The 24,983-nt window shown below is 56.7% G+C and carries 18 protein-coding genes; 8 read left to right on the top strand and 10 right to left on the bottom strand.

What is annotated here, in order from left to right:
• Positions 1-71: 71 nt before the first annotated feature.
• From LOS15_RS02435 to LOS15_RS02425, 3 genes are all read right to left on the bottom strand, one after another.
• Positions 72-650: an NnrU family protein gene (locus tag LOS15_RS02435; RefSeq protein WP_263067873.1), complete on the bottom strand. Its 579-nt coding sequence runs from the start codon at positions 648-650 to the stop codon at positions 72-74.
• A gap of 104 nt (positions 651-754) precedes the next feature.
• Positions 755-1,723: a magnesium/cobalt transporter CorA gene (gene corA, locus LOS15_RS02430; protein WP_263067872.1), complete on the bottom strand. Its 969-nt coding sequence runs from the start codon at positions 1,721-1,723 to the stop codon at positions 755-757.
• Between the two features lie 91 nt (positions 1,724-1,814).
• Positions 1,815-2,399: a peroxidase-related enzyme gene (locus LOS15_RS02425; protein ID WP_263067871.1), complete on the bottom strand. Its 585-nt coding sequence runs from the start codon at positions 2,397-2,399 to the stop codon at positions 1,815-1,817.
• Between the two features lie 214 nt (positions 2,400-2,613).
• On the opposite strand from LOS15_RS02425, the gene LOS15_RS02420 reads away from it, so the two are divergent.
• Positions 2,614-3,306 carry a hypothetical protein gene (locus tag LOS15_RS02420; protein ID WP_263067869.1) on the top strand — a complete coding sequence of 231 codons (693 nt, stop codon included), beginning with the start codon at positions 2,614-2,616 and terminating at the stop codon, positions 3,304-3,306.
• Positions 3,307-3,402: 96 nt separating this feature from the next.
• On the opposite strand, the gene LOS15_RS02415 is transcribed toward LOS15_RS02420, so the two are convergent.
• On the bottom strand, positions 3,403-4,899 hold the full coding sequence (locus LOS15_RS02415; RefSeq protein WP_263067867.1) for a CoA-acylating methylmalonate-semialdehyde dehydrogenase: 1,497 nt from the start codon (positions 4,897-4,899) through the stop codon (positions 3,403-3,405).
• A 227-nt stretch (positions 4,900-5,126) separates the two neighbouring features.
• On the opposite strand from LOS15_RS02415, the gene LOS15_RS02410 reads away from it, so the two are divergent.
• Together LOS15_RS02410 and LOS15_RS02405 are read left to right on the top strand one after the other, a co-directional pair.
• Entirely contained in the window at positions 5,127-6,299 is a 1,173-nt protein-coding gene (locus LOS15_RS02410) for an RNA-guided endonuclease InsQ/TnpB family protein (RefSeq protein ID WP_263067865.1), read from the top strand.
• 191 nt (positions 6,300-6,490) lie between these two features.
• Complete coding sequence (locus tag LOS15_RS02405) at positions 6,491-7,552, top strand: putative zinc-binding metallopeptidase (protein WP_263067864.1); 1,062 nt, start codon at positions 6,491-6,493, stop codon at positions 7,550-7,552.
• On the opposite strand, the gene LOS15_RS02400 is transcribed toward LOS15_RS02405, so the two are convergent.
• A complete protein-coding gene (locus LOS15_RS02400; RefSeq protein ID WP_263067863.1) occupies positions 7,553-8,557 on the bottom strand; it encodes an alpha-E domain-containing protein in 1,005 nt (334 codons plus the stop codon).
• 4 nt (positions 8,558-8,561) lie between these two features.
• Positions 8,562-10,046 carry a circularly permuted type 2 ATP-grasp protein gene (locus tag LOS15_RS02395; RefSeq protein ID WP_263067862.1) on the bottom strand — a complete coding sequence of 495 codons (1,485 nt, stop codon included), beginning with the start codon at positions 10,044-10,046 and terminating at the stop codon, positions 8,562-8,564.
• 464 nt (positions 10,047-10,510) lie between these two features.
• Here LOS15_RS02395 and LOS15_RS02390 point away from each other — a divergent pair, with 464 nt between their 5' ends.
• From LOS15_RS02390 to LOS15_RS02380, 3 genes are all read left to right on the top strand, one after another.
• Positions 10,511-13,861, top strand: a complete 3,351-nt coding sequence (locus LOS15_RS02390; RefSeq protein ID WP_263067861.1) for a DUF2126 domain-containing protein — start codon at positions 10,511-10,513, stop codon at positions 13,859-13,861.
• A 76-nt stretch (positions 13,862-13,937) separates the two neighbouring features.
• Positions 13,938-16,346: a circularly permuted type 2 ATP-grasp protein gene (locus tag LOS15_RS02385; protein ID WP_263067859.1), complete on the top strand. Its 2,409-nt coding sequence runs from the start codon at positions 13,938-13,940 to the stop codon at positions 16,344-16,346.
• Positions 16,343-17,224: a transglutaminase family protein gene (locus tag LOS15_RS02380; RefSeq protein ID WP_263067858.1), complete on the top strand. Its 882-nt coding sequence runs from the start codon at positions 16,343-16,345 to the stop codon at positions 17,222-17,224. Before LOS15_RS02385 ends, LOS15_RS02380 begins: the two co-directional genes overlap by 4 nt.
• Before the next feature lie 18 nt (positions 17,225-17,242).
• On the opposite strand, the gene LOS15_RS02375 is transcribed toward LOS15_RS02380, so the two are convergent.
• The 3 genes from LOS15_RS02375 to LOS15_RS02365 are packed head-to-tail and all read right to left on the bottom strand — an operon-like array spanning position 17,243 to position 20,071.
• The gene (locus LOS15_RS02375) at positions 17,243-18,508 is read right to left on the bottom strand and encodes a TRAP transporter large permease (protein WP_263067856.1); all 1,266 of its coding nucleotides are present in this window, start codon (positions 18,506-18,508) and stop codon (positions 17,243-17,245) included.
• On the bottom strand, positions 18,505-19,041 hold the full coding sequence (locus tag LOS15_RS02370) for a TRAP transporter small permease (protein WP_263067855.1): 537 nt from the start codon (positions 19,039-19,041) through the stop codon (positions 18,505-18,507). Before LOS15_RS02370 ends, LOS15_RS02375 begins: the two co-directional genes overlap by 4 nt.
• A gap of 43 nt (positions 19,042-19,084) precedes the next feature.
• Positions 19,085-20,071 (bottom strand): TRAP transporter substrate-binding protein, encoded by a 987-nt coding sequence (locus LOS15_RS02365; RefSeq protein WP_263067854.1) that lies wholly within the window; start codon positions 20,069-20,071, stop codon positions 19,085-19,087.
• Between the two features lie 215 nt (positions 20,072-20,286).
• Here LOS15_RS02365 and LOS15_RS02360 point away from each other — a divergent pair, with 215 nt between their 5' ends.
• The gene (locus tag LOS15_RS02360; RefSeq protein WP_263067852.1) at positions 20,287-21,186 is read left to right on the top strand and encodes a universal stress protein; all 900 of its coding nucleotides are present in this window, start codon (positions 20,287-20,289) and stop codon (positions 21,184-21,186) included.
• A 30-nt stretch (positions 21,187-21,216) separates the two neighbouring features.
• On the opposite strand, the gene LOS15_RS02355 is transcribed toward LOS15_RS02360, so the two are convergent.
• A complete protein-coding gene (locus LOS15_RS02355) occupies positions 21,217-21,924 on the bottom strand; it encodes a DUF3581 domain-containing protein (protein WP_263067851.1) in 708 nt (235 codons plus the stop codon).
• Between the two features lie 107 nt (positions 21,925-22,031).
• Here LOS15_RS02355 and LOS15_RS02350 point away from each other — a divergent pair, with 107 nt between their 5' ends.
• Positions 22,032-24,980, top strand: coding sequence for a hypothetical protein (locus LOS15_RS02350; RefSeq protein WP_263067849.1), 2,949 nt, complete (start codon positions 22,032-22,034; stop codon positions 24,978-24,980).
• The last annotated feature ends 3 nt before the right edge of the window (positions 24,981-24,983 follow it).

Raw genomic sequence — 24,983 nt, 5'->3', positions numbered from 1 at the left:
CCTACATAAAAAATAACGGTGGCAGCGCTAAAGGCACTGCCACCGTTGAACACGCTCAACCACGGTGCCGGTTAGCCAAATACAGGCACACCAATGAGTAACATATGCAGATGGAGCGCAAACAGGACATAAGCAACAACACCGATGATCACCGTGGCCACTGTCGCAGGAATAGACGTTGCCACGGCTGCGGGCGGATGAAGGCGGTCGCGCTTTTTGGCCGCTTTAAACGCCAAAATAGCCCACACCAAGAAGGCAGAGAAAAAGATAATGTCGCCAAGCCGCCCGTTAACCAGCAGGTGGGCAAGTGCCCACACTTTAACGGACAGCATCATCGGGTGACCTAGCTTCGCCTTAATAGCATTGCGCGGCACATAAGCGGCAACTAGAAAAATAAAGGCGGGTAGCATTAGCAGTGCTACCGCATGGCGTAACCCCATCGGTGGAAACCAAATATAGATAGGATCCATGCGCATTTGGCCAAAGCCATAGATAGCAATGGCCAGGCCCACCACCGATACCGCAGAGTAAGCGACTTTCCAAGTGGTTAGGCCCAGCTTGTCTACCTGATGCTGGCGCCAGTTTTCTGCAAAAATACGCACAGAATGGCTGCCAAGAAATATCAGCAGGCCAAGTATCATAATGGTCATGGTGTTTGCTCCCAGGTGTATGCACATCATTGGTCGACGCAGAGAATGCCACAGTCCGGCCTAAACCACATGGGAGGGGGGTAACTTTTTACCCGTTAGTCAGCTTAAAACCAGTTTTTACGTTTAAAAAGCCAAATCAAACTTCCCCCAATCCCTACCATGGCTCCCCACACAAAGAAGTAACCATACTGAAAACCCAGCTCCGGCATGTACTCAAAGTTCATACCGTAGATACCGGCAATAAACGTCAGCGGCACGAAAATGGCCGTAATCACCGTCAATACCCGCATCGTAATATTAAGCTGATGCGAAGAAATCGAAATATAGCCGTTCACTAAGTCGCCACAAATGTCGTAATACATTTGCGTCAGGGTATAGAGGCGCTCAAAGCGCTCAGCCACATCGTTAATCGCGTAGAGGGTTTCATTCTCATCTCGCGGCAGGTGCGTGTAGTCGTAGGCGGTCAACTCCTGGGTAATACCTTTGTGATAACTAAAAATACGGCGTAGCTTCACCAGGCGTGAACGATAGGTGGTTAGTTTACGCATCAGGACGTCGTTACCATTTTCTAGCAACTCATCCTCTAGATCGCTCAGTTCGCTTTCGAACTCCAGCAAGCTATCGATGTAAAACCCTGCTGAGGTATACATGATTCTGAGCGCTACACGCTCGGGGGACTCCTTTAGCAGCGTGCTGCCCTGTTCGTTAAAAAAACGATCAATACTAAGCGCGTTGCCGGGATGCAGAGTAATCAGAAAGTGTGCGCCAATAAAAAAGCAAACCTGCTGAGGCACGAAGTTGAGCTGTGCATCAAAAGAGGAAATACCGCGGTAAATGATCAGCGTATGGTGCTCAAATTCTTCAATTTTAGGCGGATGACGCTCTTTTTGAGCATCCTGAATGGCCATAGGGTGGCACTTCAGACGCTCAAGCAGTTCTCGCTCACGCGGCTCTGGCTCGCCTTGCATATCTATCCAGATATGGCTTTCCGGCGTTGCCTGCCACTGCTCAATGAGGTTTTCATCGCCTTCGTGAACCAGCCCGTCGGGCGTGGTGAGCATACTACGAATCATAATCGTCCCTGATGCGGTGGCTATAGAGTTTAACGGGGCACGGCCCTGGGATGCTCAGCGCGCCGATGACGCATGAAGTGGAGCGCCAGAGTCACCTGCGAGGTTCACGCCCCATGGTATAAAACTCGGGGTTAGGCGGTGTTCCCGCCAAGGTGACCAGCCGGTTAGACATACCAAAAAAAGCCGCAATAGCGCCTATATCCCAGCAGTCGTCCAGAGTGAAACCAACCTCCGCCAAGCGCTTCTGCCAAGCGTGGGAGAACTCCCCTAGCTCAATGGCACTGTGCAGGGCGAAATCGAGCATCAACCGGTGGCGATCACTTAGGTCCGCTACGGTATGGTTAACCGCCACGTTATCGGCCAGTAGGGGGTCTTTACTGTAAATACGCACCAAAGCACCGTGGGCCACGACACAGTATAAGCAGCGATTGCGGGCGCTCGTTGCCACCACGATCATCTCTTTTTCAGCTTTGGTAAGCGTATCTGACGTCCGCTCCATTAACGCGTCGTGATAGGCAAAGAAGGCGCGAAACTCATCCGGCCGATGGGCCAACATTAAGAATACATTCGGTACAAACCCGGCCTTCTCTTGCACGCTTAAGATTGAGCGGCGAATATCGTCGGGCAGCTCATCGATGGTTTCTGGTACGGAAAAACGACTTATAGCAGCCATCATAGTTTCACTCTTGTTGTTATCTTATGGTTATGTTCGCAGCGTAGGAGTAGGTTGTGCGGCCAGTAAAATGTAATAAGCTTAGTAATTCAGTAACAAAATACTATACAAAGTGACTATCAATCTAGGGCCACGCTCGCCATACTTTCACCTTACTAAAACATCATAAAAGCCGTGCATAGCGCGCTTTAAACGGCTCGCCAACAGGGAAACTACCATGCAATACGCCGAAGCCAAAGAGCATACTCAGGGACGACTGCACGAACTATTTGCCGAGCCATACAGCGCTTTCGAGAATGATGCCGATGAGCGCCAAATGCATATCCGCACGATGCTGCATATGCTCTTGGCACGCCCGATGAGCCGGGGTCAAGTAACGTTACGTGTTATCCATGGCTGGGAAAACGGTGGCTTTGAGCCTGCCGATCTGCAACACATGGATTACGCGATTCATTCTCTGGATGATTTTCGCGCTGCCGTTAGCGATTTTGCTCAGGCAGCGCGTCAAAATAGCCCGCTGCCCGCCGACGCTAAGGCGGTTCTGGCAGAACCCTTGGCAGAAGCCATTGCCGATGCTGAAGCCGATGGCAAAACCTTAGCCCCAGACATCCGCGAAACTCCAGCGCGCTGGCCTGCTTTTAGTGGTGGCCTCGCCCTTTATACCCTGTTCAAAATGTATCATCGTCTCATTTATAGCGAAGACGACAACTACCGTTGCTCTCAGCTTGAAACCCCTCACGGGCTACGTGAAATCCACGAATTTCACCTTGAAGAAGGAGAGTTTGCGCTACTCGTCCCGCTACGCGAGCACTTCAAAGATGCCCCAACGCTGCTGGTAATGCACGAAAGTCAGCTTGGCCCCATCGAACAGCTCTTTGAAAAAAGCTTACCGCTGTTTGATAACTTTTAAGTCCAGCAAATCAACCTTGTATGTGAACAAGCCCCGCCTATACGGGGCTTGTTGCGTTTCACACTGCTGGGTTTAGCTCTGGTCGTGCGAAAAGCGTTAAAGCGAGATCGTGCTATTAATACCACTGGAAACATTTTCCGGCTCAAACCAGCGAGCGGTGACCGTTTTCGTCTGGGTCCAAAAAGAGATAGCTTGCTTGCCGTTTGGCCCTAGGTCTCCCAACTTTGAGGCCCGCGAGCCGGTGAAGCTGAAATAGGCCACCGGCACCGGAATCGGCACGTTAATACCAATTTGGCCAACGTCGATATCAGTTTCAAAACGCCGCGCTACCCAGCCGGAGTTAGTGAAAATGGACGTGCCGTTGCCGTTGGGGTTAGCGTTAATAAACTCGATGGCTTCATCCAGCGTTTCAACACTCACCACACAGAGTACTGGCCCAAAGATCTCTTCACGGTAGATGGTCATATCGGCGGTAACGTCAGCAAACAGGGTAGGCCCGACGAAGTTACCTTCAGCATACCCTTCCACGGTAAAGTTACGGCCATCGACGAGCAGTTTGGCACCCTCTTTTTCGCCAGCGGTAATCAGGCGCTCTACGCGCTCTTTGGCCTGAGGCGAAACCAGCGGGCCTAAATCCGCATCGCGCTGGGTACCTGGCCCCACTTTCATGCTCCGCGCGCCTTCTTCAATATCCTTCACCCACTCGCGGGCTTCACCCACCAGCACCACGACCGAGTTTGCCATGCAGCGCTGGCCTGCCGCGCCAAACGCGGAGCCTAACAGGCTATCAATGGCTTGGCTGCGGTTAGCATCTGGCATAACAACGCAGTGGTTTTTCGCCCCCATCATCGCCTGCATGCGCTTGCCAGCAGCCGCAGCGCGGTTGTAAAGCAGCGAGCCTACATGGGTCGAACCGATAAAGGAGAGCGCTTTGATATCCTGGTGATCGGCAATCTGATTAGCGACATCCGGGCCACCATGTACCACGTTAAGAACCCCAGCAGGGACACCTGCTTCATGGGCAAGCTCTACCAGACGCATGGTGGAACTGGGGTCTTGCTCAGAGGGCTTGAGAACAAACGTATTGCCGGTGGCGATGGCCAGCGGGAACATAAAACAGGGCAACATAATCGGGAAGTTAAACGCCGTGATACCGGCACCGACGCCAAGCGGCTGATGCATCGTATACACATCGACTTCATTGGCCGCGTTTTCAGCCAGCTCACCCAGCTGTAGCGAGGTAATGGAACAGGCGTGCTCAACCACCTCAAGGCCACGGCCTACCTCACCTTCTGCATCGGGCAGTGTTTTGCCATGCTCTTCGGTAATCAGCGCCGCCAGCTCAGCGGTGTTTTCACGAATCAGCGCCTGAAGCTTCAGCATAATGCGCATACGCTTGCCTAGCGGTACTTTACGCCACGTTTTAAACGCAGTGTTGGCGCTGGCAATAGCGCGCTCTACTTCTTCGGCGGTGCAGAAAGGTACTCGGGCAACGACTTCTTGCGTAGCGGGGTTTACCACATCACGCCAATCCTGGCTTTCGGATACGACTTGCTGACCATCGATATACATCGGTATTTCGCGAACGGGCATAGCACTATTCCTCACGCTTATGTTTGTTATGGGTTCTAATTAGGAGCCTCTAGGGTATATCAGCAAGTTGACGTAAACGTCAACATCGCCTTTAGCAAAAATTCGCGTAAACCCTCGCCCGATTGAGGGCGGGGATACAAGCGGGCAGCGCGCTAGCGCTGCAGGGGTTGATCTTTGCCCCTTGTTGTCTATTATGGATAAATATACAGCCTTCACAGCCCCATGCCATGCTAAACGCCACGAAAGTACGCATCTATCCCACCCCCGAACAGGCTGATTTTTTGAATCAGCAATTCGGCGCGGTGCGGTTTACGTACAATAAGGCACTGCACATCATCAGTACGCAGTACAAACGGCATGGCACCAAGCTCCGTGCCAAAAAAGACCTCAAGCCGCTGCTGGCGGTGGCCAAGAAATCCCGTCAATACCACTGGCTGAAAGACTACGATTCGATTGCGTTGCAACAGGCGTGCATTAACCTGGATCGCGCCTTCCAGAACTTCTTTAACCCCCAGCTAAAAGCCCGCTATCCGCGCTTTAAACGCAAGCATGGCAAGCAATCGAGCTATCACTGCACCAGCGTTAAGGCGGGTGATGACTGGATCAAAGTACCGAAGCTCCCGCCGATTAAGGCACGGATTCATCGCGAGATCACCGGCACGCTGAAAAGTATCACCTTAACCCGCACCACCACGGGCAAGTATTTTGCCTCGCTGCTGGTCGAGGACGGTGTAAAGTCACCCACTCCTCTGCAAACAGTAGACACTGTGCTGGGGGTCGATATGGGCTTGACGCATCTGGCCATCGACTCCACTGGCCGCAAGGTCGCCAATCCTCGCTTCTTGAAGCGGGCGCGTGCCAACCTGCGCCGCAAGCAGAAAGCCCTCTCTCGCTGCCAGAAAGGCAGCAAAGGCCGTGCGACAGCACGGCTTAAGCTCGCCAAGGCGCACGAGCGGTTGGCCAATGCCCGTGCTGACTTCCAGCACAAACTGTCTCGACAACTCATTGACGACAACCAAGCGGTGGTCGTCGAGACCTTGAACGTCAAAAACATGCTGAAACACCGCAAGCTGGCGAAACATATTGCCGATGCGAGTTGGTATAGCTTGATCCAAAAACTGGACTACAAGGCGAAGCAGCAAGGTAAGCATTTGGTCAAAATAGACCAGTGGTTCGCCAGCTCCAAGACCTGTGCAGGCTGTGGCCATAAGGTCGAACAAATGCCACTAAAGGTTCGCACCTGGGATTGCCCACGTTGCGGCACAAAGGCGATTGACCGCGACATTAACGCCGCCATCAATATTCGCCAGCAAGGCATTTTAAAATTAAAGGCCGAAGGACTGTCGGCCTCTGCCCATCGAGGCCTGTGTAAGACCGGTCACGCACCGGCTGCGGCCTGAGAAGTGGGAAGCCTCACCCGTGGTCGCGTAGCGACGTAGGGTGAGGAGCAGTCACTGCAGTGCCTGTTTTTAATACGCTAATAATTAGCCTTTCCCTCGCCGACATCCCATCGCTATGCTGACGATAAAGACAAGCCCTCACATCGCTACGCCTGTGGTTTTTAAGGTGCAACACCCACCAGGAGGCAACCATGCAGACGTTTAGCTGCCGCTGCGGCAATCCGCTTTTCTATGAAAACACCCACTGCCTTGCCTGTGAGTCGGAAGTGGGCTGGTGCCCGGCCTGTTCACATATTGTGGCGTTAGCGCCTTTAGCAAACGGGGGCTACCGCTGCACACACCTTAGCTGCAACGCTGCGCTGATGAAGTGCCACAACTACGCTGTCGAGAATGTGTGTAACCGTATGGTAGTGATGAACGAAGGACACGCCGATACGCTGTGCGACTGCTGCCGCTACAATGAGGTGATCCCCGACCTTGATATTATAGGTAACCGCGAACGCTGGGCGGCGCTAGAAGCAGCCAAACGCCGCCTGTTCCATACCTTAGACCACCTCCAACTGCCCCATGGCATGGAGGGTGAAAATATTCGTGTAGCGCTAAGCTTTTCGTTTATGGCCGACGCCCTCCCCGATCAGGGGCTTTGGCGCTCAACGGCTAATCAAGAGAAGGTCTACACGGGCCATGCCAATGGCCACATCACCATCAATGTGAAAGAGGCGGATGACGTTGAACGCGAGCGGCTGCGGGTGGATATGAACGAATCCCACCGTACGCTGATCGGCCACTTTCGCCATGAGATTGGCCACTACTACTGGGACTTGCTGGTAAAAGAGCAAGACGAAGAGGCCAGCTGCCGCGTTTTTGGCGACCACAACCATCCCTCTTATAGCGATGCGCTAGAGCAGTATTATCAACAAGGCGCACCTGCTGACTGGCCAACACGCTTTATTTCCGCCTATGCGGCCATGCACCCCTGGGAGGATTTCGCCGAGACGTTTGCGTTTTATCTGGATATGGTAGCTGTGCTGGACACCGCCATACACATGGGGCTTGCTCGCGCAGAGTGTGACGACACCTTGGAAAGTATGCTCAGGGACTTTCACAAGGTCGGCATGGCGGTGAATGAGCTGAATCGCGATATGGGCTTATTGGATTTAGCGCCGGGAGTGCTTGCACCGGCCGTGCACGATAAGCTGGCGTATATCCATGCCCTCATTCAGAAGGCACGCGCCAGCTCGTTATCGGCATAATTAGTCGTTGTCGTTATCCCCGGCATGGCTCTGGCTTTGGCTCTGCCATTGCGTCACCCTCGGCACTTCATCACTATTCACAAAGTAGGTCGCGCTGAGCGTGTCGTGAATAGTGGCAAAGCCAATTTGCAGCTCGTCCACAAAGGCATGCAGCTTACTTGGCGAGTGGGCCAACGCCTGTATATCGGCGTCAACAACATCCGCCCGCACCAGCGACACCGTTGCGGCCACTCGGTCTTGCCTGGGTAGCAGCTGCAGTTCGTGACCTAAGGTTTCCAAACTGCACGCAATTGAACGTGGCAGGTTAGGATCCTGCAGTAAAAAACGCAGTACGTCTGGCCCGCGCACCCGAAGCCTCACCTGTTGGCGATACATTTGGTAAGCGGTGAGTGATTTCAACACACTCATCCACTGCAAGTTTTCAAACGGCAGCAGCTCTTCAGGGTTTTGAGGCAGCAAACTGGCAGAGCGCACATCAACAATACGCGTCGTCATATCTGCCCGCTCCAGCTGACGCCCCAGCTCGATAAACGTGCGCGCGGGGCCGTGGCTCAAGGTACCTTCAATCAGCCCTGTTAGTGTTTGGCAGCCGCGTATCACGCTTTTTAAGAACATATCGCGCCGCCGGGGACTGACTCCACTTTCAGCGTGATCCGCCACACTGAGATAGAGCTGGTTAACCTCTTCCCATATCTCGCGGGGCACCACATCGCGTGTCGTGCGCAGGTTCTCCCGGGCGCTGGCTAGCGCAGAAAGAATCGAACTGCCGTTTTGGGCATCGGCACACAAAAAGTGCACCACGCTGCGCTCATCGAAACTGGTATGGCGCTCATTGAAGAACTCCAGTGTTCCCGTCATCTCAATCAGCGGCGCCCAGCCCAGCGGTAAGTGGCGTGGCAAGTCCAGCATTAAGTGACTATTGACGCTCAATAGCCGCGCGGTATCTTCGGCCCGCTCAATGTAGCGCGCCATCCAGTAAAGGTTTTCTGCTACGCGTGACAGCATGACGCTAGGCTCCTTTATGCTCAGTGGCGGGCGCCGCGTTCTCATCCGTTTCCACTATCCAGGTATCTTTACTACCACCGCCCTGGGAAGAGTTAACGACTAGCGAACCTTCTACGAGTGCAACACGGGTTAACCCGCCCGTCGTCACATGAATTTCCGGCCCAGATAGAATAAATGGACGCAGATCCACATGGCGCGGCTGAGGCAAGCCGTTGGCAAGCGTAGGCGTAGTGGAGAGTGCCAACGTCGGCTGGGCCATATAATTACGTGGATTCGCTTTGATTAGACGGGCAAATTCATCGCGGGTCTCTTGGGTGGAGCGGGGGCCAATCAGCATGCCGTAGCCGCCTGATTCGTTAGCGGGCTTGACCACCAGTTCGTCTAAATGCTCTAACACATATTTGCGATCCTCTTCGAACATGCATAGGTAACTCGGCACGTTGGGCAGCAGCGGCTCCTGATCCAGGTAGTAGCGAATAATGTCAGGTACGAACGCATAAACCACTTTGTCGTCCGCGACCCCGGCCCCCGGGGCATTGGCGAGCGCTACCTTGCCCGCTCGCCATGAGCGCATTAACCCCGCCACCCCAAGTACAGAGGTTGGGTTAAAGACTTCAGGATCGAGAAACTCATCATCAACCCGGCGGTAAATCACGTCTACCCGCCGCAACCCCTCCACGGTGCGCATATAAACAACATCATCATCGTCGACCAACAGGTCACTGCCCTGCACCAGCTCCACCCCCATTTGCTGCGCAAGGTAGGCGTGTTCGAAATAGGCAGAGTTATAAATACCCGGCGTTAGCACGACCACCTGCGGGTCATCTCCTGGACGAGGCGACATCGCCGCCAGCATGTCGTAGAGCTGAGCGACGTAATCATCCACCGGCAGAATCTTGCCAGAAGCGAAAAGCTCAGGCAGCACGCGCTTGGTCACGTTGCGATTCTCAAGCATGTAGGAAACACCCGATGGAATACGCAAGTTATCTTCAAGCACATACAGCACCCCATCGCCGCCGCGCACTAAATCAGACCCACATATGTGTGCCCAAATGCCGTGAGGCGGATTTACACCAACACATTGGGGGCGAAAATTAACCGACTGAGCCAACACTTCAGCGGGTAATACTTTGTCTTTAATAATTTTTTGCTCATGATAAAGATCATCAATAAAAAGATTTAATGCTTGTACACGCTGCTTTAAGCCAGCCTCTGTTTTACGCCATTCGCTGGCGGATATAATTCTCGGGACAATATCAAACGGCCAAGCGCGATCAATCATTGCTCCCTCTGAATAAACGGTAAACGTAATCCCCATCGTTCGAATGGCAATCTCTGCCGCGGTCTTACGCTCAGCCAACTCTTCAGCGCTAAAGTGAGCCAGCATATTACAAAGCTCGTCTGCCGATGTACGGGGCTGCCCCGGCGCCGCTAACAGTTCGTCGTAAAAGTCATGGCACACATAGTTATTCCAATTTACTTGGCTCATGGGCGCTCTCCTAGCGCAAGGGTAGAAGCGACATCTACATTAAACCGAGTGTAGGCCTGCCGCGCGCAATCTACATAGCTAACGACACTCATTAGCGACGCCTTTAGTTAACTACATAAGTGTTTAGGCAAAATACGTACCATCTTTCGCGTTATTTCAACGTTTAGATAACTCATAAGAGAGTGATTGCCGCTGTCGTTATTTATTCGCGCACCTTTCTGGTGCTCTACCAACAGTTTTACCAACACAGCACCTGAAGAAAGCACCATTAATGTGCAAATACTGCCGTAACTAGAATTTTGGAAGTTTTTCCACACTTCTTAAACGCATGATGAAATATTGCAGCTGCAAAAAAGAGCAACAGCAACGATACTTTTTATACTTAACTTTTAACTGTTGTTGTCCTTACCGGTGCTGGCGAACTGCTGGGTCGGTTGAACACGGCTTACTTTAGGGGCTGCCTAATGACCATTCGCGTTGCTTTGCATCACCGCACAACGTATCGCTTCGACCGACCCGTTAAATTATCACCTCATGTGGTTCGGCTACGCCCAGCCCCCCACTGCCGTACCCATATTGATGCCTACTCGCTGAACATTTCAGGCGATGATCATTTTTTAAACTGGCAGCAGGACCCATTCGGCAACTTTAACGCTCGCTTGGTTTTTCCCGAACCCCGCAAAGAGCTCACGATTGCCGTCGAGCTCATCGCCCCCATGACGGTGATCAACCCGTTCGATTTCTTTTTGGATGATGTCGCCCAACAGATTCCCTTCGCATACCCCGATGAACTCACCAAGGAGTTAGGACCATACCTGGAAGTGACCGAGGCGGGGCCACGTCTGCTGGAGTGGCTAAAAGACGTCTCTCTTGAGCCGACCACCAGCGTCGATTTCCTCGTCGCCCTCAACCAGCGTCTGCAAAAAGATATCAGCTATCTCGTGCGCATGGAGCCTGGGGTACAGAGCTGCGAAGAGACGCTAACCCTGGCGAGCGGCTCCTGCCGTGACAGCGCTTGGCTGCTGGTGCAGATACTGCGCCACCTGGGCCTTGCCGCTCGTTTTGTCTCGGGCTACCTGATTCAGCTCACGCCAGATGTGAAGGCACTGGATGGCCCCAGCGGCACCGATGTGGACTTCACCGACCTCCACGCCTGGACCGAAGTGTTCCTACCCGGCGCGGGCTGGGTAGGCCTAGACCCCACCTCAGGGCTGTTTGCGGGCGAAGGCCACATTCCGCTAGCCGCTACGCCGACGACCGGCAGCGCCGCCGCCATTACCGGCTTTTCGGAAAAGTGCGAGGTGACGTTTGACGTGGAGATGCGCGTCGAGCGTATTCATGAAGACCCTCGCGTCACCAACCCCTACAGCGACCAGCAGTGGCAACGTATCCTGGCGCTTGGCGACCAGGTTGACCACGAGCTGAACCAGCAGGATGTCCGGCTCACCATGGGCGGCGAACCGACGTTTGTCTCTATCGACGATATGGAAAGCCCTCAGTGGAACACTGACGCCCTGGGTGAGCACAAACGTGAGCGTGCTGAAGCGCTGCTGAGCCGTTTGCAGGCGGCCTACGCCCCTGGCAGTGTGATTCAACAGCAGCAGGGCAAGTGGTATCCCGGTGAGCCGCTGCCCCGCTGGGCGCTGGCCTGCTACTGGCGTAAAGATGGCGTGCCGCTTTGGCGCGACCCCAACTGGCTGGCCTGCATGGAAGGCGCGCCTGCCGTGGTGGCCGATGACGCCATGGCCCAGCGTTTCACTCGCGCCCTAAGCGAACGTCTGGGCGTGGCACAGCGCTGCTGGATTCCCGCCTATGAAGATGCCTACTACTACCTCTGGAAAGAGCAAACGCTGCCGGTCAACGTCGACCCGCGCCAGGCCGACTTAAAAGACGACGCCGAACGACACCGCCTAGCACGCTTGCTGGAACAAGACTTGAGCGCGGTGGTCGGCTATGCCCTGCCGCTGCGCCACTCCATTGCCCAATCGCATCGCTGGGAAAGCGGGCGCTGGCCGCTGAAGCGCGACCACCTTTTCCTGGTGCCCGGTGACTCGCCCATGGGCCTTCGATTACCGCTCTCTGCGCTACCCTGGGCCGACCCGGAAGACCAGCCCCAGCCACAGTCGCTGTTTGCCCCGCGCCCGGTACTTGGCGACATTCACGGCGAAGTAGCCCGCCGCAACGCCGAACAGCACCGTTTTACCAGCGCAGAACGCCTGGGCCACACCACGCATCCAAGCCATAGCCACCCGGAAGGCGAGTCGGTTCAGCAGCAGCCAAGCGCGGTGGAGGATCGTGACCATAAGATCATTCACACCAGCTTATGTATCGAACCCCGCGAGGGCCGTTTACATATCTTCCTGCCGCCACTCACCCAGCTCGAACACTATCTCGACCTGCTCAGCAGCATCGAAGAGTGTGCCCGCACGCTGGCCTGCCCAGTCATGATCGAGGGCTACGCGCCGCCCCGCGATCCACGCCTGGAGAGTTTCCAGATTACCCCCGATCCCGGTGTTATCGAAGTCAACATCATGCCCGCCGCCAGTTGGCAAACGCTGGTCGCGCAGACCGAGCGGCTCTACGACGAGGCACGACAGGCGCGCCTTGGCACCGAAAAATTCATGCTGGACGGCCGCCATACTGGCACCGGCGGCGGCAATCACGTTACCTTAGGCGGCATCACCCCAGACGACTCTCCATTTTTGCGTCGTCCCGACTTGCTGGCCAGCTTGGTCACCTACTGGCAGCACCACCCTAGCCTCTCGTACCTCTTCTCCGGGCTGTTCATTGGCCCCACTAGCCAAGCCCCGCGGGTCGATGAGGCGCGCCATGAAGCGCTCTACGAGCTGGAAATTGCCCTGCAGCAAATGCCCGAAGGCGAGGTGGTACAGCCCTGGCTGGTCGACCGTTTGCTGCGCCACCTGCTCACCGACTTAACCGGCAACACTCACCGCGCAGAGTTCTGTATCGATAAGCTCTACTCGCCGGATAGCGACAGCGGCCGTCTGGGGCTGTTAGAGCTGCGCGGCTTCGAAATGCCGCCCCACGCGCGCATGGGCCTGATGCAAATGCTGCTGATTCGTGCGCTGGTGGCCCGCTGCTGGAAAATACCATATCGCGCTAAGCCGGTACGCTGGGGGAGCGCCCTGCAAGACCGCTGGATGCTGCCCCACTATTTATGGGAAGACCTCAGCGATGTGCTCAGCGACCTGCGCCATCACGGGTTTGAGTTTGAACTTGCCTGGTTTGCGCCGTTTTTGGAGTTCCGCTTCCCAGTGCACGGTCGGCTACACACACCGATGCTTTCGATCGAGCTTCGCCAAGCCATCGAACCCTGGCACGTGCTGGGTGAGGAAGCCACCGCTGGCGGCACCGCGCGCTACGTCGACTCCTCGGTGGAGCGCTTAGAGGTCAAAGTGAGCGGCATGAGCGGCGACCGCTATGTGATTTCCTGTAACGGTCGGCAAGTGCCCCTTACGCCCACAGGACGCAACGGCGAAGCCGTGGCGGGGGTGCGCTACCGTGCTTGGCAACCGCCCTCTGCGCTGCATCCGCAGATTCCGATTCACGCGCCGCTAGTGTTCGATGTCATCGACACCTGGAACCAACGCTCAGTCGCAGGCTGCACTTACTATGTGGTACATCCCACAGGACGCAGCTTTGAAACCTTCCCGGTGAATGCGTTTGAAGCAGAAGCCCGCCGCTTAGGTCGGTTTAGCGATAGCGGTCACGGCCATGGCTACCAGGCACCCACGCCCGAAATGCCAAGCCAGGAGCTGCCCTGCACGCTGGATTTACGCTGGCGCCCACGCTAATGGAGCGGCTAATGCTTTCTTATCCGCGCTAGCTGCAGGATAATCCGCCCCCCACACGCTCAGGACAAATAGGCTCATGACCGCCCCTGTCTCTCCCTCACTGCTTGAGCTCGGCGCTGCCGGGCTTGTTGAGGATTACTTGAACCAGCTAGGCAAGGGACAGCCCAGCACGTTTGATGCGATGCTCGACCGGCAGGGACAACTGCGCCCCGGCTGGCAGGGCCTGCTCGGCGCGCTGGAAGCACTCGGCGCGGATGGCCGCCACCAGCAGCATGAAGAGATTCAGCGCCTGCTAGCGGAAAACGGCGTGATCTTTAACATGCACGAAGACACCCAGGGGCGCTCATGGCGGCTCGACCCACTCCCTTGGGTGATTGATCAGGTGCAGTGGCAAGCGCTAGAGGTCGGTTTGACCCAGCGCACTCGCCTGTTCAATGCCCTGTATGAAGATATCTACGGTCCGCGCACGCTGTTTGATGCAGGGCTGTTGCCTACCCAAGCCATCCTGGCCTCGCCCCACTTGTTGCTGCCTTGCCACGGTTCGCAGCCCAGCGACCGCCCAGCGATTAGCTTCCACGGTATCGATGTCATTCAAGATATCAACGGGCAGTGGCGCGTAATGGGCGATCGCCTGCAGGCACCGTCGGGCACCGGCTTTGCGCTGGAAAACCGTATTCTGATGGCTCGCGCCCTGCCAGAGATGTACCGTAACGCCCCGCTCAAGCGGCTAGCGGGCTTCTTGGATAAGTACCACCGCACCCTCACGGCGTTGGCCTACCAGCACCGCGACAACCCGACCATCGTACTGCTCACTCCCGGCCCCGGCAGCCCGCGCTACTTCGAGCACGCTTACCTTGCGAACTACCTGAATATCAACCTCGCCGAAGGACAGGACATGGTGGTGCGCGATAGCCAGCTATGGCTGCGCACGTTAGGAGGACTGCAGCCAGTGGACGTTGTGTTGCGCCACTGCGACGACGCTTATTGCGACCCGCTGGAGCTGCGCGGCGACTCCCAATTGGGCGTTCCAGGGCTGCTGCAAGCCACCCGTGCCAGCGGTGTGGCTATATCGAATGCGCTGGGCGTTGGCGTGCTGGAAATGGCCGAGCTGGCCACGTACCTACCTGCGCTTTGCCAGCATTTGCTCGGTGAACCGCTGCTGCTGCCCAATGCCGATGCCAGCACCCGCTCGGCCTCAGCGCCGGTGTTCGATGCCAACATGCAGCGCTTGTCACCGGCGACGCTGAACCTGCGCTGCTTTGTCTCGCGAATGCCCAGCAGCGTCGCAACACAGCGCCAGCAGTCAAGCGACTATCACGTCATGCCCGGCGGGCTGGCGTGGGTTGGCGCGCCTGGTTCACCTTCGCTAAGTAGCCCTATCGTTAAAGACGTCTGGATCACGGCGAATACGCCTCAGCCCCATGTGAGCCAGCTACGCCAGGCGCGTGGCCCGGTGGTGGCGACCCGCGATGGCACCGACCTTCCCAGCCGAGTGGCCGAAAGCCTGTTTTGGCTGGGGCGCTACGGCGAACGCTTAGACGCCCGCGCCCGCTTGCTGCGTGAAGCACTGATGCGGCTCATGGAGTACGACCAGGACGAAATCGCCGACCAGCTGCTGGATGAGCTGCTGCTGGCATTGGAGATCACCACACTCGAGCATGACGGTGAGGGCGCCAAACCGCCGCTCGTTGGCTTTGCGCAGAAACGCACGGCGCTGTTGACTCAGTTCGATGAGCACGACCCGCAGGCTCTGCAGCCGCTGTTTACCCAGCTGCTGCGCAATGCTCGCAGCGTGCGCGATCATTTAGGCGATGACTCATGGCGGGTAGCGCACCAGCTACGCCAACAGATGGACGCTCTTAATCCCAGGCTGGCTCCGAGCGCCGCTCGGCGTGCCTGCGAAGGGCTGTCTGCGCAGATTGCCGCGTTCTTCGGGCTGTGTAATGAAACCATGCCCCACCACTACGGCTGGCGGTTTATGGATATTGGCCGCTTTCTGGATAGGGTGCTGGGGCTGCTGTCGCTGCTCAAACTCACCCTCAACGCGCCCCACTCACCGGGGCTGGCATTGTGGGAAGTAGTGCTTGCCACTACCGATAACTTTACCGCCTACCGGCGGCGCTACCGTAGCGAGCTGCATCCAGAAGCGATTTTAGACCTGCTGCTGTTCGATGAGACCAATCCACGCTCGGTGGGTTATATGCTCAAGCGCTTGGAACGACAGATGGACCGGCTGCCCGGCAGCTCATCCCCCTATCGTAATGCCGAACGACGCTTGCTCATTCAAGCCAACGCCGCACTGCATCTCGCCGATATTGACCGATTAAGCCATCTGGCCGACACCCCAGATGCCCAGGTCGCGCTGGAGCAACTGCTGGACGCGCTGATTGCCCCACTCAATGCGCTCTCCGATGCGATTAGCCACAGCCACTTCAGCCATGTGGAGCGGCCGCGCCAACTTGTCAGCATGGAGCTCAACGAATGAACTACACGCTGCGGCACACCACACGCTATCACTACAGCGCTCCGGTGACGCTCTGCCATAGCGAGGCCAGAGTGTTGCCGCGCAAAACCCAGCACCAGCAGTGTGGTGCGTCAGAGCTGACGATCAGCCCGCTGCCCCAGGTACAGGCAGAACGCCGCGACGTGTTTGGCAACCGAGTGCTCTACTTTGCCCTGGAAGACGTGCATCAAACGCTGGATGTAACCGTCGTCACACCGCTCAACACCCAACCCCTGGAGCCTCTGCCCGGCAGCTCTCCCGCTTGGGAGAGCGTGGCCGAACAGCTACGTCACGATAGCCGCTTCGATATGCAGCTTTACCGGCTCGACTCACCGTTTATTCGTCGTAACGACGAGCTGGCGGCGTTTGCCCGCAGCTGTTTCACGCCTGGCCGCCCGCTGGTTGATGCCGCGCTGGCACTCAATCAGTTGATTTACGACACCTTCGAGTACGACCCCAGCTTCACCACGCTGGCAACGCCATTAAGCGAAGTGCTCGCCAACCGACGTGGCGTATGCCAAGACTTTGCCCACCTAGCGATTGGCGCACTGCGCTCGGTGGGTTTAGCGACACGCTACGTGAGCGGCTATTTGGAAACCCAGCCGCCGCCTGGGCAGCCGCGGCTGATTGGCGCCGATGCTTCCCACGCGTGGCTGGCCACCTGGATTCCAGGCTGGGGCTGGCTGGCGCTCGACCCGACCAACGGCACGGTGGCTGGCGAGCAGCATCCGGTGCTGGCCTGGGGCCGAGATTACGCGGATGTAGCACCGCTCAAAGGGGTGATGAACGGCGGAGGTGACCACAAGCTCGAAGTGGAGGTTGATGTGATGCCGCTCACGGAGCGCTTGGGCACGGCTTAAACTGTGCCCAAGCGGTCTTTATCGCTGAATGAGCCCGTTGGTTAACCACGGCAGCCACGCCAGCAGCACCAGCGTCACCAGGGTGGCCAACAAAAAGGGCAGCAGCGCCCGGAAGATTTTCAGCGGCGGCGCGCCGGTCATCGAAGATGCGATAAACAATCCCGCTCCCACCGGCGGGGTAAGTAACCCCATCACCAGGGTTAAGCAAACCACCACGCCAAACTGGTAGGGGCTAATCGCAAACTGACTTTGAGCAATCGGCATCAAAATAGGCACCACCAGAATTAGCGCGGCAATCCCATCAATGATCATGCCAACAATAAGCAGCGCCCCGATCACCAGCAGCAGAAACAGAAACGGGCTGCTGGTCAGCGCGGCAATCCACGCGGCGGCCATTTGCGGCAGCTGCTCGTAAATCACCACCCACCCAAACACGCCTGCCGCTGCAATCAACATAATCACCAGCCCAGCGTTAATCGCGGTGCGGGTAAGCACCTGCGGGAGCTGCGTCAAACGCAGGTCGCCATACACAAAGCGCCCCATCAATAGCGCCGCTAGTGACGCCAGCGCCGCCGACTCCGTGGGCGTGGCGATACCCAGTAAAATACCGCCAATGATAATTACCGGAATCAGCAGCGCAGGCATGCCCCACAGCGCATCGTGCAGTGCCTGTTGACGGCTAGGCCACTCTCCTTTTGGGTATTGCTGCACGAGCCCCACCACGGCGATGACCACAAAAAAGCTTGCGCCCAGCAGTAGCCCCGGCAGCAGCCCGGCGATAAACATCTCCGCAATGGGTACCTGGGCCATCACGCCAAACAGCACGAACAGCATGGAGGGTGGAATGATCGGCGAGAGCAGCCCGCCAGCGGCGGTAATCGCCGCGCTGTAGGGCTTGTCGTAGCCCTCCTGCTCCATAGCAGGCACCATGGCGCGGGACATAATGGCGATTTGTGACGCCGCCGAGCCAATGATTGCCGCCATCATCATATTGGCCACCAGGTTGATGTAGGCCAAGCCGCCGCGAAAGCCCCCCACCAGAATCCGCGCGAGGGCAATCAAGCGCTTGGTCAGCCCGCCCTCGTTCATTAACTCCCCGGCCAACATGAACAGCGGTATCGCCAGCAAGCCGTAGCTTTCGATGGCGCTAAACAGTTGCTGCGGGTAAGAGTCAAACAGCACCGTATTACCGGAGGCCTGGATGTACCACATCGCCGTAAGCGCCAGCACCAGCGCAATGGGCACCGCGCCTAGTAGCAGCAGCAAGAACACCACGACCGTCATACGCGCTCCCTCAATGCCCTCAGCGATTGTGCCAGATTCGCCACGCCGTGCAGGCTTAGCGAGAGCGCAAACCAGGGCACAATCAGCCACGCCCAGAACTTTTTAATGCCCAGGGTGGAGGTATTTTCCGCATAGATGAAATTGAACGTTTGCCCCTGAAAAGCCCGGGTATCGAAGCCAGTTTGGACCAGCGTCAGCGGCTGGTACCAGCGCCAGCAGAGCCAGACCAACAGCAGCGCAAACAGCAGCACCATGGCATCCACCGCGACGCCCACTAACTTTCCACCCTGAGTCGGCAGCAGGTCACTGACCAGCGTTACCGCGATGCCCTGGCGGCGTTTGAGCACGGCCCCGGCAATCAAAAAAGTCATCCAGATCATGGCATAAATCGCCAATTCACTGACCCAATAAAGCGGGCTGCCCAGCACGCGAAAGGCGATATTCGTGAGGATTAAACACGTCACCGCCGCTGCCAGGGCAGCGGCGGTGATCTCTTCGCAGCGGGCAAGCCCTTTGGAAAGGCGTTGCAACATGATGATTTAAGGCCTTTATCAACGGCTTATTTGGCGTTAAAGATTACTCGTCGCGCAGGCGATCCGCCTCGTCACGCAGGGTTTCCAGCATGGGCGCTTTCGGTGCCCAGATGCGTTCCCACTCGGCAATCGCCTCGGCGAAGAACTCGGCATCGGCTTCGACGATATTAATATCCAGCGCGCGAATTTCTTCTTCCTGGGCGGCGTCCTTCGCTTCAAAACCGGTCAGCACGTTCTCCAGGTGTTCGGCCATCGCGTTATCAATCAGCTCGCGATCCTCTTCAGAGAGCTCGCGCCATACCCGCCCAGATACGACCCCCACCATGGGGAACATCATATGGTTGGAAATCAGTAGGTTGTTTGCCTGCTCGTAGAATTTCAAAATTAGAATCGAGTCGAAATCCATATCGATGGCATCGACTTGGCCGTTCGCCAACGCGTCGTACACTTCCAATAGCGGCATCGGGGCAGGCGCCGCGCCAGTCGCTGTGTAGAAGTCACGGATGGGCTCGAAGGGGGTAATACGCAGCCGTTGCCCCTGCAAATCATCAGCGCTTTCAATGGGGCTGCGGCTCAGCACTTGGCGCATACCCACCATGCCGTAACCGACACCGACCAGCCCCACGCCTTCTGGCATTAAGTCCAGCAGTTCACCGGCGGCATCGGAGCGCAGCAGGCGCGCCGCGTGGTTCACGTCATCGACAAGGTAGGGGGCGTAGAGCGCACCAAAGTCGGGAATACGGTTGGAGATTTCGGCGATGGTCAGAAAGGCCATGTCCAGCGCGCCGGTTTGCAGTTGCTGCACCATCTGCGCTTCGTTGCCCAGCTGCTGTGCAGGAAACACGCTTACGCTATGCTCACCATTGGAGCGTTCGTTTAACGTTTGCGCAAACGCTTCGGCTTCGGTGGACCACAGGTGTTGGGCGGGGGTGATCAGCCCTAAACGGAAATCACGCGCCTGAGCGCTAACAGAGGAAACGGCCAGGGCGGCTGCAGCGCAGGCGAGCGTCAGCGTTTTCATTCGGTTCATGCAAAGCCTCGTTGTCCAGACAAAGCGCCATATTAGCGCTTTGGGTGTTTTTTTAATTAGTCAGCTTTGAGAATACCTTAGCGGTTGCGTTAATGGCACCCGCTGCCGTTAACGGGATGGCAAAACTTTACTGCGCTTGACGCAGATATTAAAGCGCGACTGAGATAGGCTATCGACTATAAAAATTACGCTCTTAACCACAAGGAGCTACACGCATGAGCGAACAAATATCCATGGTGATGGTAGCGGTTGATAGTTCCGAAGCAGCGGCAGCGGCCACCCACCATGCTGCTCTGCTAGCCAGTCTACTCGATGCCACCTTACAGCTGATTCATGTCCTGCCGCTCAATCCCGCCGAGCTCAGCGATGTGCCCAGTAACCGCGAGATTAGCGCCGACCATGACCGCGCCCAGCAAGATGCAAAAGCTAACGCTGTTTTTCAAGCCGCACATCAGCAGTTAACGGCACTGCCTTTTACAGCGTCGCTCACCGTTGAAGAGGTACGCCTGCACGACAAAGGGTTTGTAAACCAGCCAGAACGCATCATTGTGGAACACGCCCGCCAGCACTCAAAGACGTTGCTCGTCATGGGTGCCCGTCACCTTAGCGAGGTGGGTAAATGGCTAAGAGGGAGCGTGAGCAATGCGGTGGTTCATCGTGCCCGTGGGCCGGTTACCATCATCCATGCCGACGCCAATCGTATTGAATCCGCAAAGATTGGGCGTATTTTATTGCCGGTGGATGGCTCTTCTCACAGCGACGCGGCCGCACAATTAGCGGGCGACCTGGCACGCAGCGGTCACATCAGCGTTGAGATGCTGTTTTGCCAACTCCCAGGGTCACAACCCTTACTGGACAGCGACGAGAACGAAGCGCAACGAGTTTTTCGCCGTACCCGCGAGATGTTAGGAGAGGTTCCAGCGGGCGTCACCGAGCAACTTTTACAGGATGAGCGCTACGCCGAGGCCATTATTGAGCAAGCTGAGCAATGCCCCGACAGCCCCGTGATTATGATGGGTCGCCGGGGCTTGGGGTATCTTCAGGAGTCGTTACTAGGCAGCGTAAGCCAAAAAGTCATTGAGCTCGCCCCCTGCCCGGTCACGGTAGTGGCCTAGCCCACTGTTTAACAACGCGTTTAACAACGCTTAGGCAGCTTCATAAGCTGCTTTTAACCGATAAAACTCGTCAACAATGGCGGCCATTTCAGCGGCGTCGTAGTCACACAGGCCGCTAACCACTAATTTTTTGGAGCCCACCCCCACCGCTTCCCCTGCCGATTCAATCGAAAACTCTAGCAGCGCATCGGCGCGCTTACCCTGAACATCTAAGGAGGAGCGGGTCAGGGCCAATCCAGGTGCAAAACCGTCTAAGCGCTCTAAGCAAAACCCCATGCTGTCGTAAATGACCAGCGGGCGTTTAGGATTAAACATCACCCCATGTTGCTCCATCAACGGCTTCAAATAATGCGGGAAATTTTTGCCTGAAAACGCAACGTAGCAGCGGGCAAACGCTTCAACTGCGGCCTCTTCACGGGTAACCTCACCACTGCGCGTTACCTGTAAATAGCACTTGCCGCTTTCATCAACAACGTGAATATCGCCATTGTCTACTTCACTAAACATAACTGGCGTATCGGCGCCCACCATATTGGTAAAGCGAAACTCCATTTGTCGCGACAACCCAAATTTTACCAGCACCAGCGTAAACAGCAGGTCACCCGGCACGCAGAAACGCCGCGCATCCGGATTATGAATTGGGTTGTAATCACCGGCCACGCCCTTAGCGAAGCGGCTGGCCTGCTCAGCGGAGATCACCACATACTCTCCGCGCTGCGCGTAAAAATCCTTGAACATGGCTTTGCTGCCTGCCTAGCGTTGAAATCGAAAACCCATCACTGCCTTACGACGCGCATAATGCCATAAAACATGCGCCAAAAGGAGTCACCTGCTAGGAAGCCCGTATGACGAACACGAAACACGCGCCGCGCCGCTTGCCACGCCTGCTCGTAATCACTCTGCTAAGCGCCCTGCTGGTCGCCTTAACATGGCTAATAGGCAGTACATGGCTGCTTAATAGCCAGTGGCTACCCCAGCGCATCTCACAGATTGACGGTGTGGAAATCCGCTGGACAGACGCGACCAGCCTTCACCCTGGGCGCTGGGAGGTGGAAAATCTCTACCTGGCGCGCGATGACAGCGCACTTCCCATTGCAGTGGAAGCCCGCCAGGCCACGCTTTCCCTCTCGCTGCTGGGGCTACTGCGTGGCGAGCTGCATATACAGGCGCTGGATGCATTGGGTATTCGCCGCCTAACCGTGGGCGATATTGCCCTAGAAGCGGAAGGCCAGCTGCAGGTGAGCAACACCCAATTAAGCCGTGACAACTTGGCGGTTCCCAGCGCATCGTTAGACATTACCCAAGGGCGCTTGCTGCGCTTAAGTGACCAAGCCACGCTGGTACGCGATATCAATCTGCGTGCTGATGCCACGCTTGAGCCACTCGTCACGACACAGCCATCAAGTAATGAGTTAACAGCAGCCCTGCTGAGCGCCTTTTCGGCAGAGCTTTCTATCAACGCCCAAGCAGACGCTTGGGATGTTTTCATGCCCTATTTAGAAGCGCTGCCCTGGTTAACGCTGAATGGTCGTGGCGCCTTGTCAGGTGAACTTAATCTTGCGAACGGCCAATTCCAACCTGACAGCGAGCTGATTCTGGATGCCCCTACTCTGCGTGTCACCCTTGACGAGCAGCGCCTGCGGCCAACCGAGGAAACCCGCCGCTGGCTAATGCCCGACGCCCCACCGCCCCACCACACGGCTAGCGGTGAAGGGCAGGTGCGCTTATCCGTAGAGGCTGACCAGCTGCATTTTTCAACCCAGCTAAACGAGGTCGTACTTGCCGACACACACACCTACGCCACCGATACCCAGCTACGTTTAGCCACCAGCGTGCCCAACCGGCATCTCGACCAGCTAGACCTTCCCACCGACGTAAGCGTGGAAATACAGGGCAATGTCACCCGATTAGATATGCTGGACCGCTACCTCGCCCACACCGTTGAGGGCCAAGGAATACGGCTCTCCGGTAGCGGCCATATCGAGGCCAGCGCCACCCTCCTCGATTCGCGGCCTCATCAGGCTTCACTTAAGGTGCAAGCCCAAACGCTGGGCGCTGAGCTGCTTGATTTTTCTGCCCAGGGCGATGGCTCACTAACAGCAGCGCTTTCTCCCGATGAAACCCTTAATGCCACGCTCGTACTCAGTGATGCCACGCTCAGACACCGCCAACAAACGCTACTGGCAGATGCCGACATCACGCTGGAAGCACGTAGCCCAATTGACCCGGAGCACGCGCAAGAGCAAGCTTCTGGCCAACTAAATTGGGAGGACGCGCGCCTACCGGATATCAGCGTGCTGCAAAGCTATCTAGGTGCCGTGTTGCCCAGCCCCGGCCCGCTTCAGCTACTCAGCGCCCAAGCAGCCAGCCGTGGCGAGCTTGCCTTTACCACCGCCGAGCTAAGCGGCGAGATACACCTTGCAGGCGAGCAGCTAACCACCCGCTGGCAGCACAATGAACGCTCCGGCACCCTGGAAAGCGATGCCCAGCTACATCTGAATATTCACCGGGCCACCACGGATGGCTCAGCGCTGGATCTCAGCGGAACACGCTTAAGTTGGCAAATAGCCGACATCCAAGCCCCCAGCGAGCGCTTGGAAAGCACGCTTGTGCTACGTGAAGGACGCTTTCAGAACCACGATACCCTCAGCGGCGAGTTTGTACTGGAAGGCAGCGTACAGCGGCTAGGCTTTTTAAATGCGTTTCTTCCTGATGCCCACGGCCTGGCCCTTTCCGGTGACGGCCAGCTATTTGCCCAGGGGGCGTTTCGCGATAACCGCCTACTTTCCCCCACTCGCCTACGGGTGAACGCCAACCAGCTTGAAGTCGCGTTTTTAGACTACCTCGCCACCGGACGAGGTGAGCTAACGGCGCAACTCGACACGGCCGAGCAGGCGCAGCTTTCGCTCGGCATTCCTCGCTTTTCACTTCGCCGCCAAGGCGATGAGCGCCCTCACCTGGAGGGTCGGCATTTTGCACTGACCACCCAAACCGAGCGCTTTAGCGATGTACTGGCGTCCCCTGAACCCCGATACTTCACCACCCGTATCGCACTACCTATTACCGAAGTCCCCGACTTCACCCGCTATAACCACTACCTGCCGGAAGATACAGGGGTCGAACTACTCGGGGGTCAAGCCAGTCTCTCCAGCGAGTGGTTATTAGAGGGGTCAACCGCCCAGGGAGAGATCCACCTGCGCGCTTTTGGGGCAGAGCTGGCGCTGCTTGAGCAGCATTTACGGGGAGATGTGGAGCTGCGCTTACAGCTCACCGAGGGCGACCTTGAAACGCGACGTTTTACCGCCGATGACTCGTTTTTGCGCCTTGAAAACGTACTCCGGCAAAGTGAGGCTGGTGCGCAGGATGCCGGCTGGTGGGTACAGCTCGCCATGGATGAAGCAGAGTTGGAGTGGGATGACCCCGTTCGTTTAAGCAGCCAACTGCGCCTTAGCATGCGCGATTCCGGCCTGTTGGCCAGGCTGTTTCTAACCCGCGCCCGAGAAAGTGACTGGCTAGGCCGATTGTTAAACGTGCGCCATATTGATGGCACCGCGCAGCTACGCATTAACGGCGAACAGATTAGCCTGCAGGATGTAACGCTCACCGGCGGCCCGCTATTACTGCTTTCTGATGTGGTATTGGCAGATAAAAGCGCTAATGGCGCACTGTATGCACAGTTGGGGTCAGTGGGCGTTGGCGTCGAACTGGTCGATAGCGAGCCTTCTTTACGCGTATGGCAGCCAAGGCGCTGGTTTGAGCGCTGGCGGGAAGCACAGCGCTTTCCCAGGCCCTGAAGG

This window comes from Halomonas sp. 7T, from assembly GCF_025643255.1.
GTDB lineage: Bacteria > Pseudomonadota > Gammaproteobacteria > Pseudomonadales > Halomonadaceae > Vreelandella.
This window is presented reverse-complemented; position numbering and strand designations above follow the sequence as displayed.

What these genes read in the sequence shown, in the direction of transcription:
- LOS15_RS02435 (WP_263067873.1), bottom strand. Translation starts at nt 650, where the DNA reads ATGACCATTATGATACTTGGCCTGCTGATATTTCTTGGCAGCCATTCT.
- corA (WP_263067872.1), bottom strand. Translation starts at nt 1,723, where the DNA reads ATGATTCGTAGTATGCTCACCACGCCCGACGGGCTGGTTCACGAAGGC.
- LOS15_RS02425 (WP_263067871.1), bottom strand. Translation starts at nt 2,399, where the DNA reads ATGATGGCTGCTATAAGTCGTTTTTCCGTACCAGAAACCATCGATGAG.
- LOS15_RS02420 (WP_263067869.1), top strand. Translation starts at nt 2,614, where the DNA reads ATGCAATACGCCGAAGCCAAAGAGCATACTCAGGGACGACTGCACGAA.
- LOS15_RS02415 (WP_263067867.1), bottom strand. Translation starts at nt 4,899, where the DNA reads ATGCCCGTTCGCGAAATACCGATGTATATCGATGGTCAGCAAGTCGTA.
- LOS15_RS02410 (WP_263067865.1), top strand. Translation starts at nt 5,127, where the DNA reads ATGCTAAACGCCACGAAAGTACGCATCTATCCCACCCCCGAACAGGCT.
- LOS15_RS02405 (WP_263067864.1), top strand. Translation starts at nt 6,491, where the DNA reads ATGCAGACGTTTAGCTGCCGCTGCGGCAATCCGCTTTTCTATGAAAAC.
- LOS15_RS02400 (WP_263067863.1), bottom strand. Translation starts at nt 8,557, where the DNA reads ATGCTGTCACGCGTAGCAGAAAACCTTTACTGGATGGCGCGCTACATT.
- LOS15_RS02395 (WP_263067862.1), bottom strand. Translation starts at nt 10,046, where the DNA reads ATGAGCCAAGTAAATTGGAATAACTATGTGTGCCATGACTTTTACGAC.
- LOS15_RS02390 (WP_263067861.1), top strand. Translation starts at nt 10,511, where the DNA reads ATGACCATTCGCGTTGCTTTGCATCACCGCACAACGTATCGCTTCGAC.
- LOS15_RS02385 (WP_263067859.1), top strand. Translation starts at nt 13,938, where the DNA reads ATGACCGCCCCTGTCTCTCCCTCACTGCTTGAGCTCGGCGCTGCCGGG.
- LOS15_RS02380 (WP_263067858.1), top strand. Translation starts at nt 16,343, where the DNA reads ATGAACTACACGCTGCGGCACACCACACGCTATCACTACAGCGCTCCG.
- LOS15_RS02375 (WP_263067856.1), bottom strand. Translation starts at nt 18,508, where the DNA reads ATGACGGTCGTGGTGTTCTTGCTGCTGCTACTAGGCGCGGTGCCCATT.
- LOS15_RS02370 (WP_263067855.1), bottom strand. Translation starts at nt 19,041, where the DNA reads ATGTTGCAACGCCTTTCCAAAGGGCTTGCCCGCTGCGAAGAGATCACC.
- LOS15_RS02365 (WP_263067854.1), bottom strand. Translation starts at nt 20,071, where the DNA reads ATGAACCGAATGAAAACGCTGACGCTCGCCTGCGCTGCAGCCGCCCTG.
- LOS15_RS02360 (WP_263067852.1), top strand. Translation starts at nt 20,287, where the DNA reads ATGAGCGAACAAATATCCATGGTGATGGTAGCGGTTGATAGTTCCGAA.
- LOS15_RS02355 (WP_263067851.1), bottom strand. Translation starts at nt 21,924, where the DNA reads ATGTTCAAGGATTTTTACGCGCAGCGCGGAGAGTATGTGGTGATCTCC.
- LOS15_RS02350 (WP_263067849.1), top strand. Translation starts at nt 22,032, where the DNA reads ATGACGAACACGAAACACGCGCCGCGCCGCTTGCCACGCCTGCTCGTA.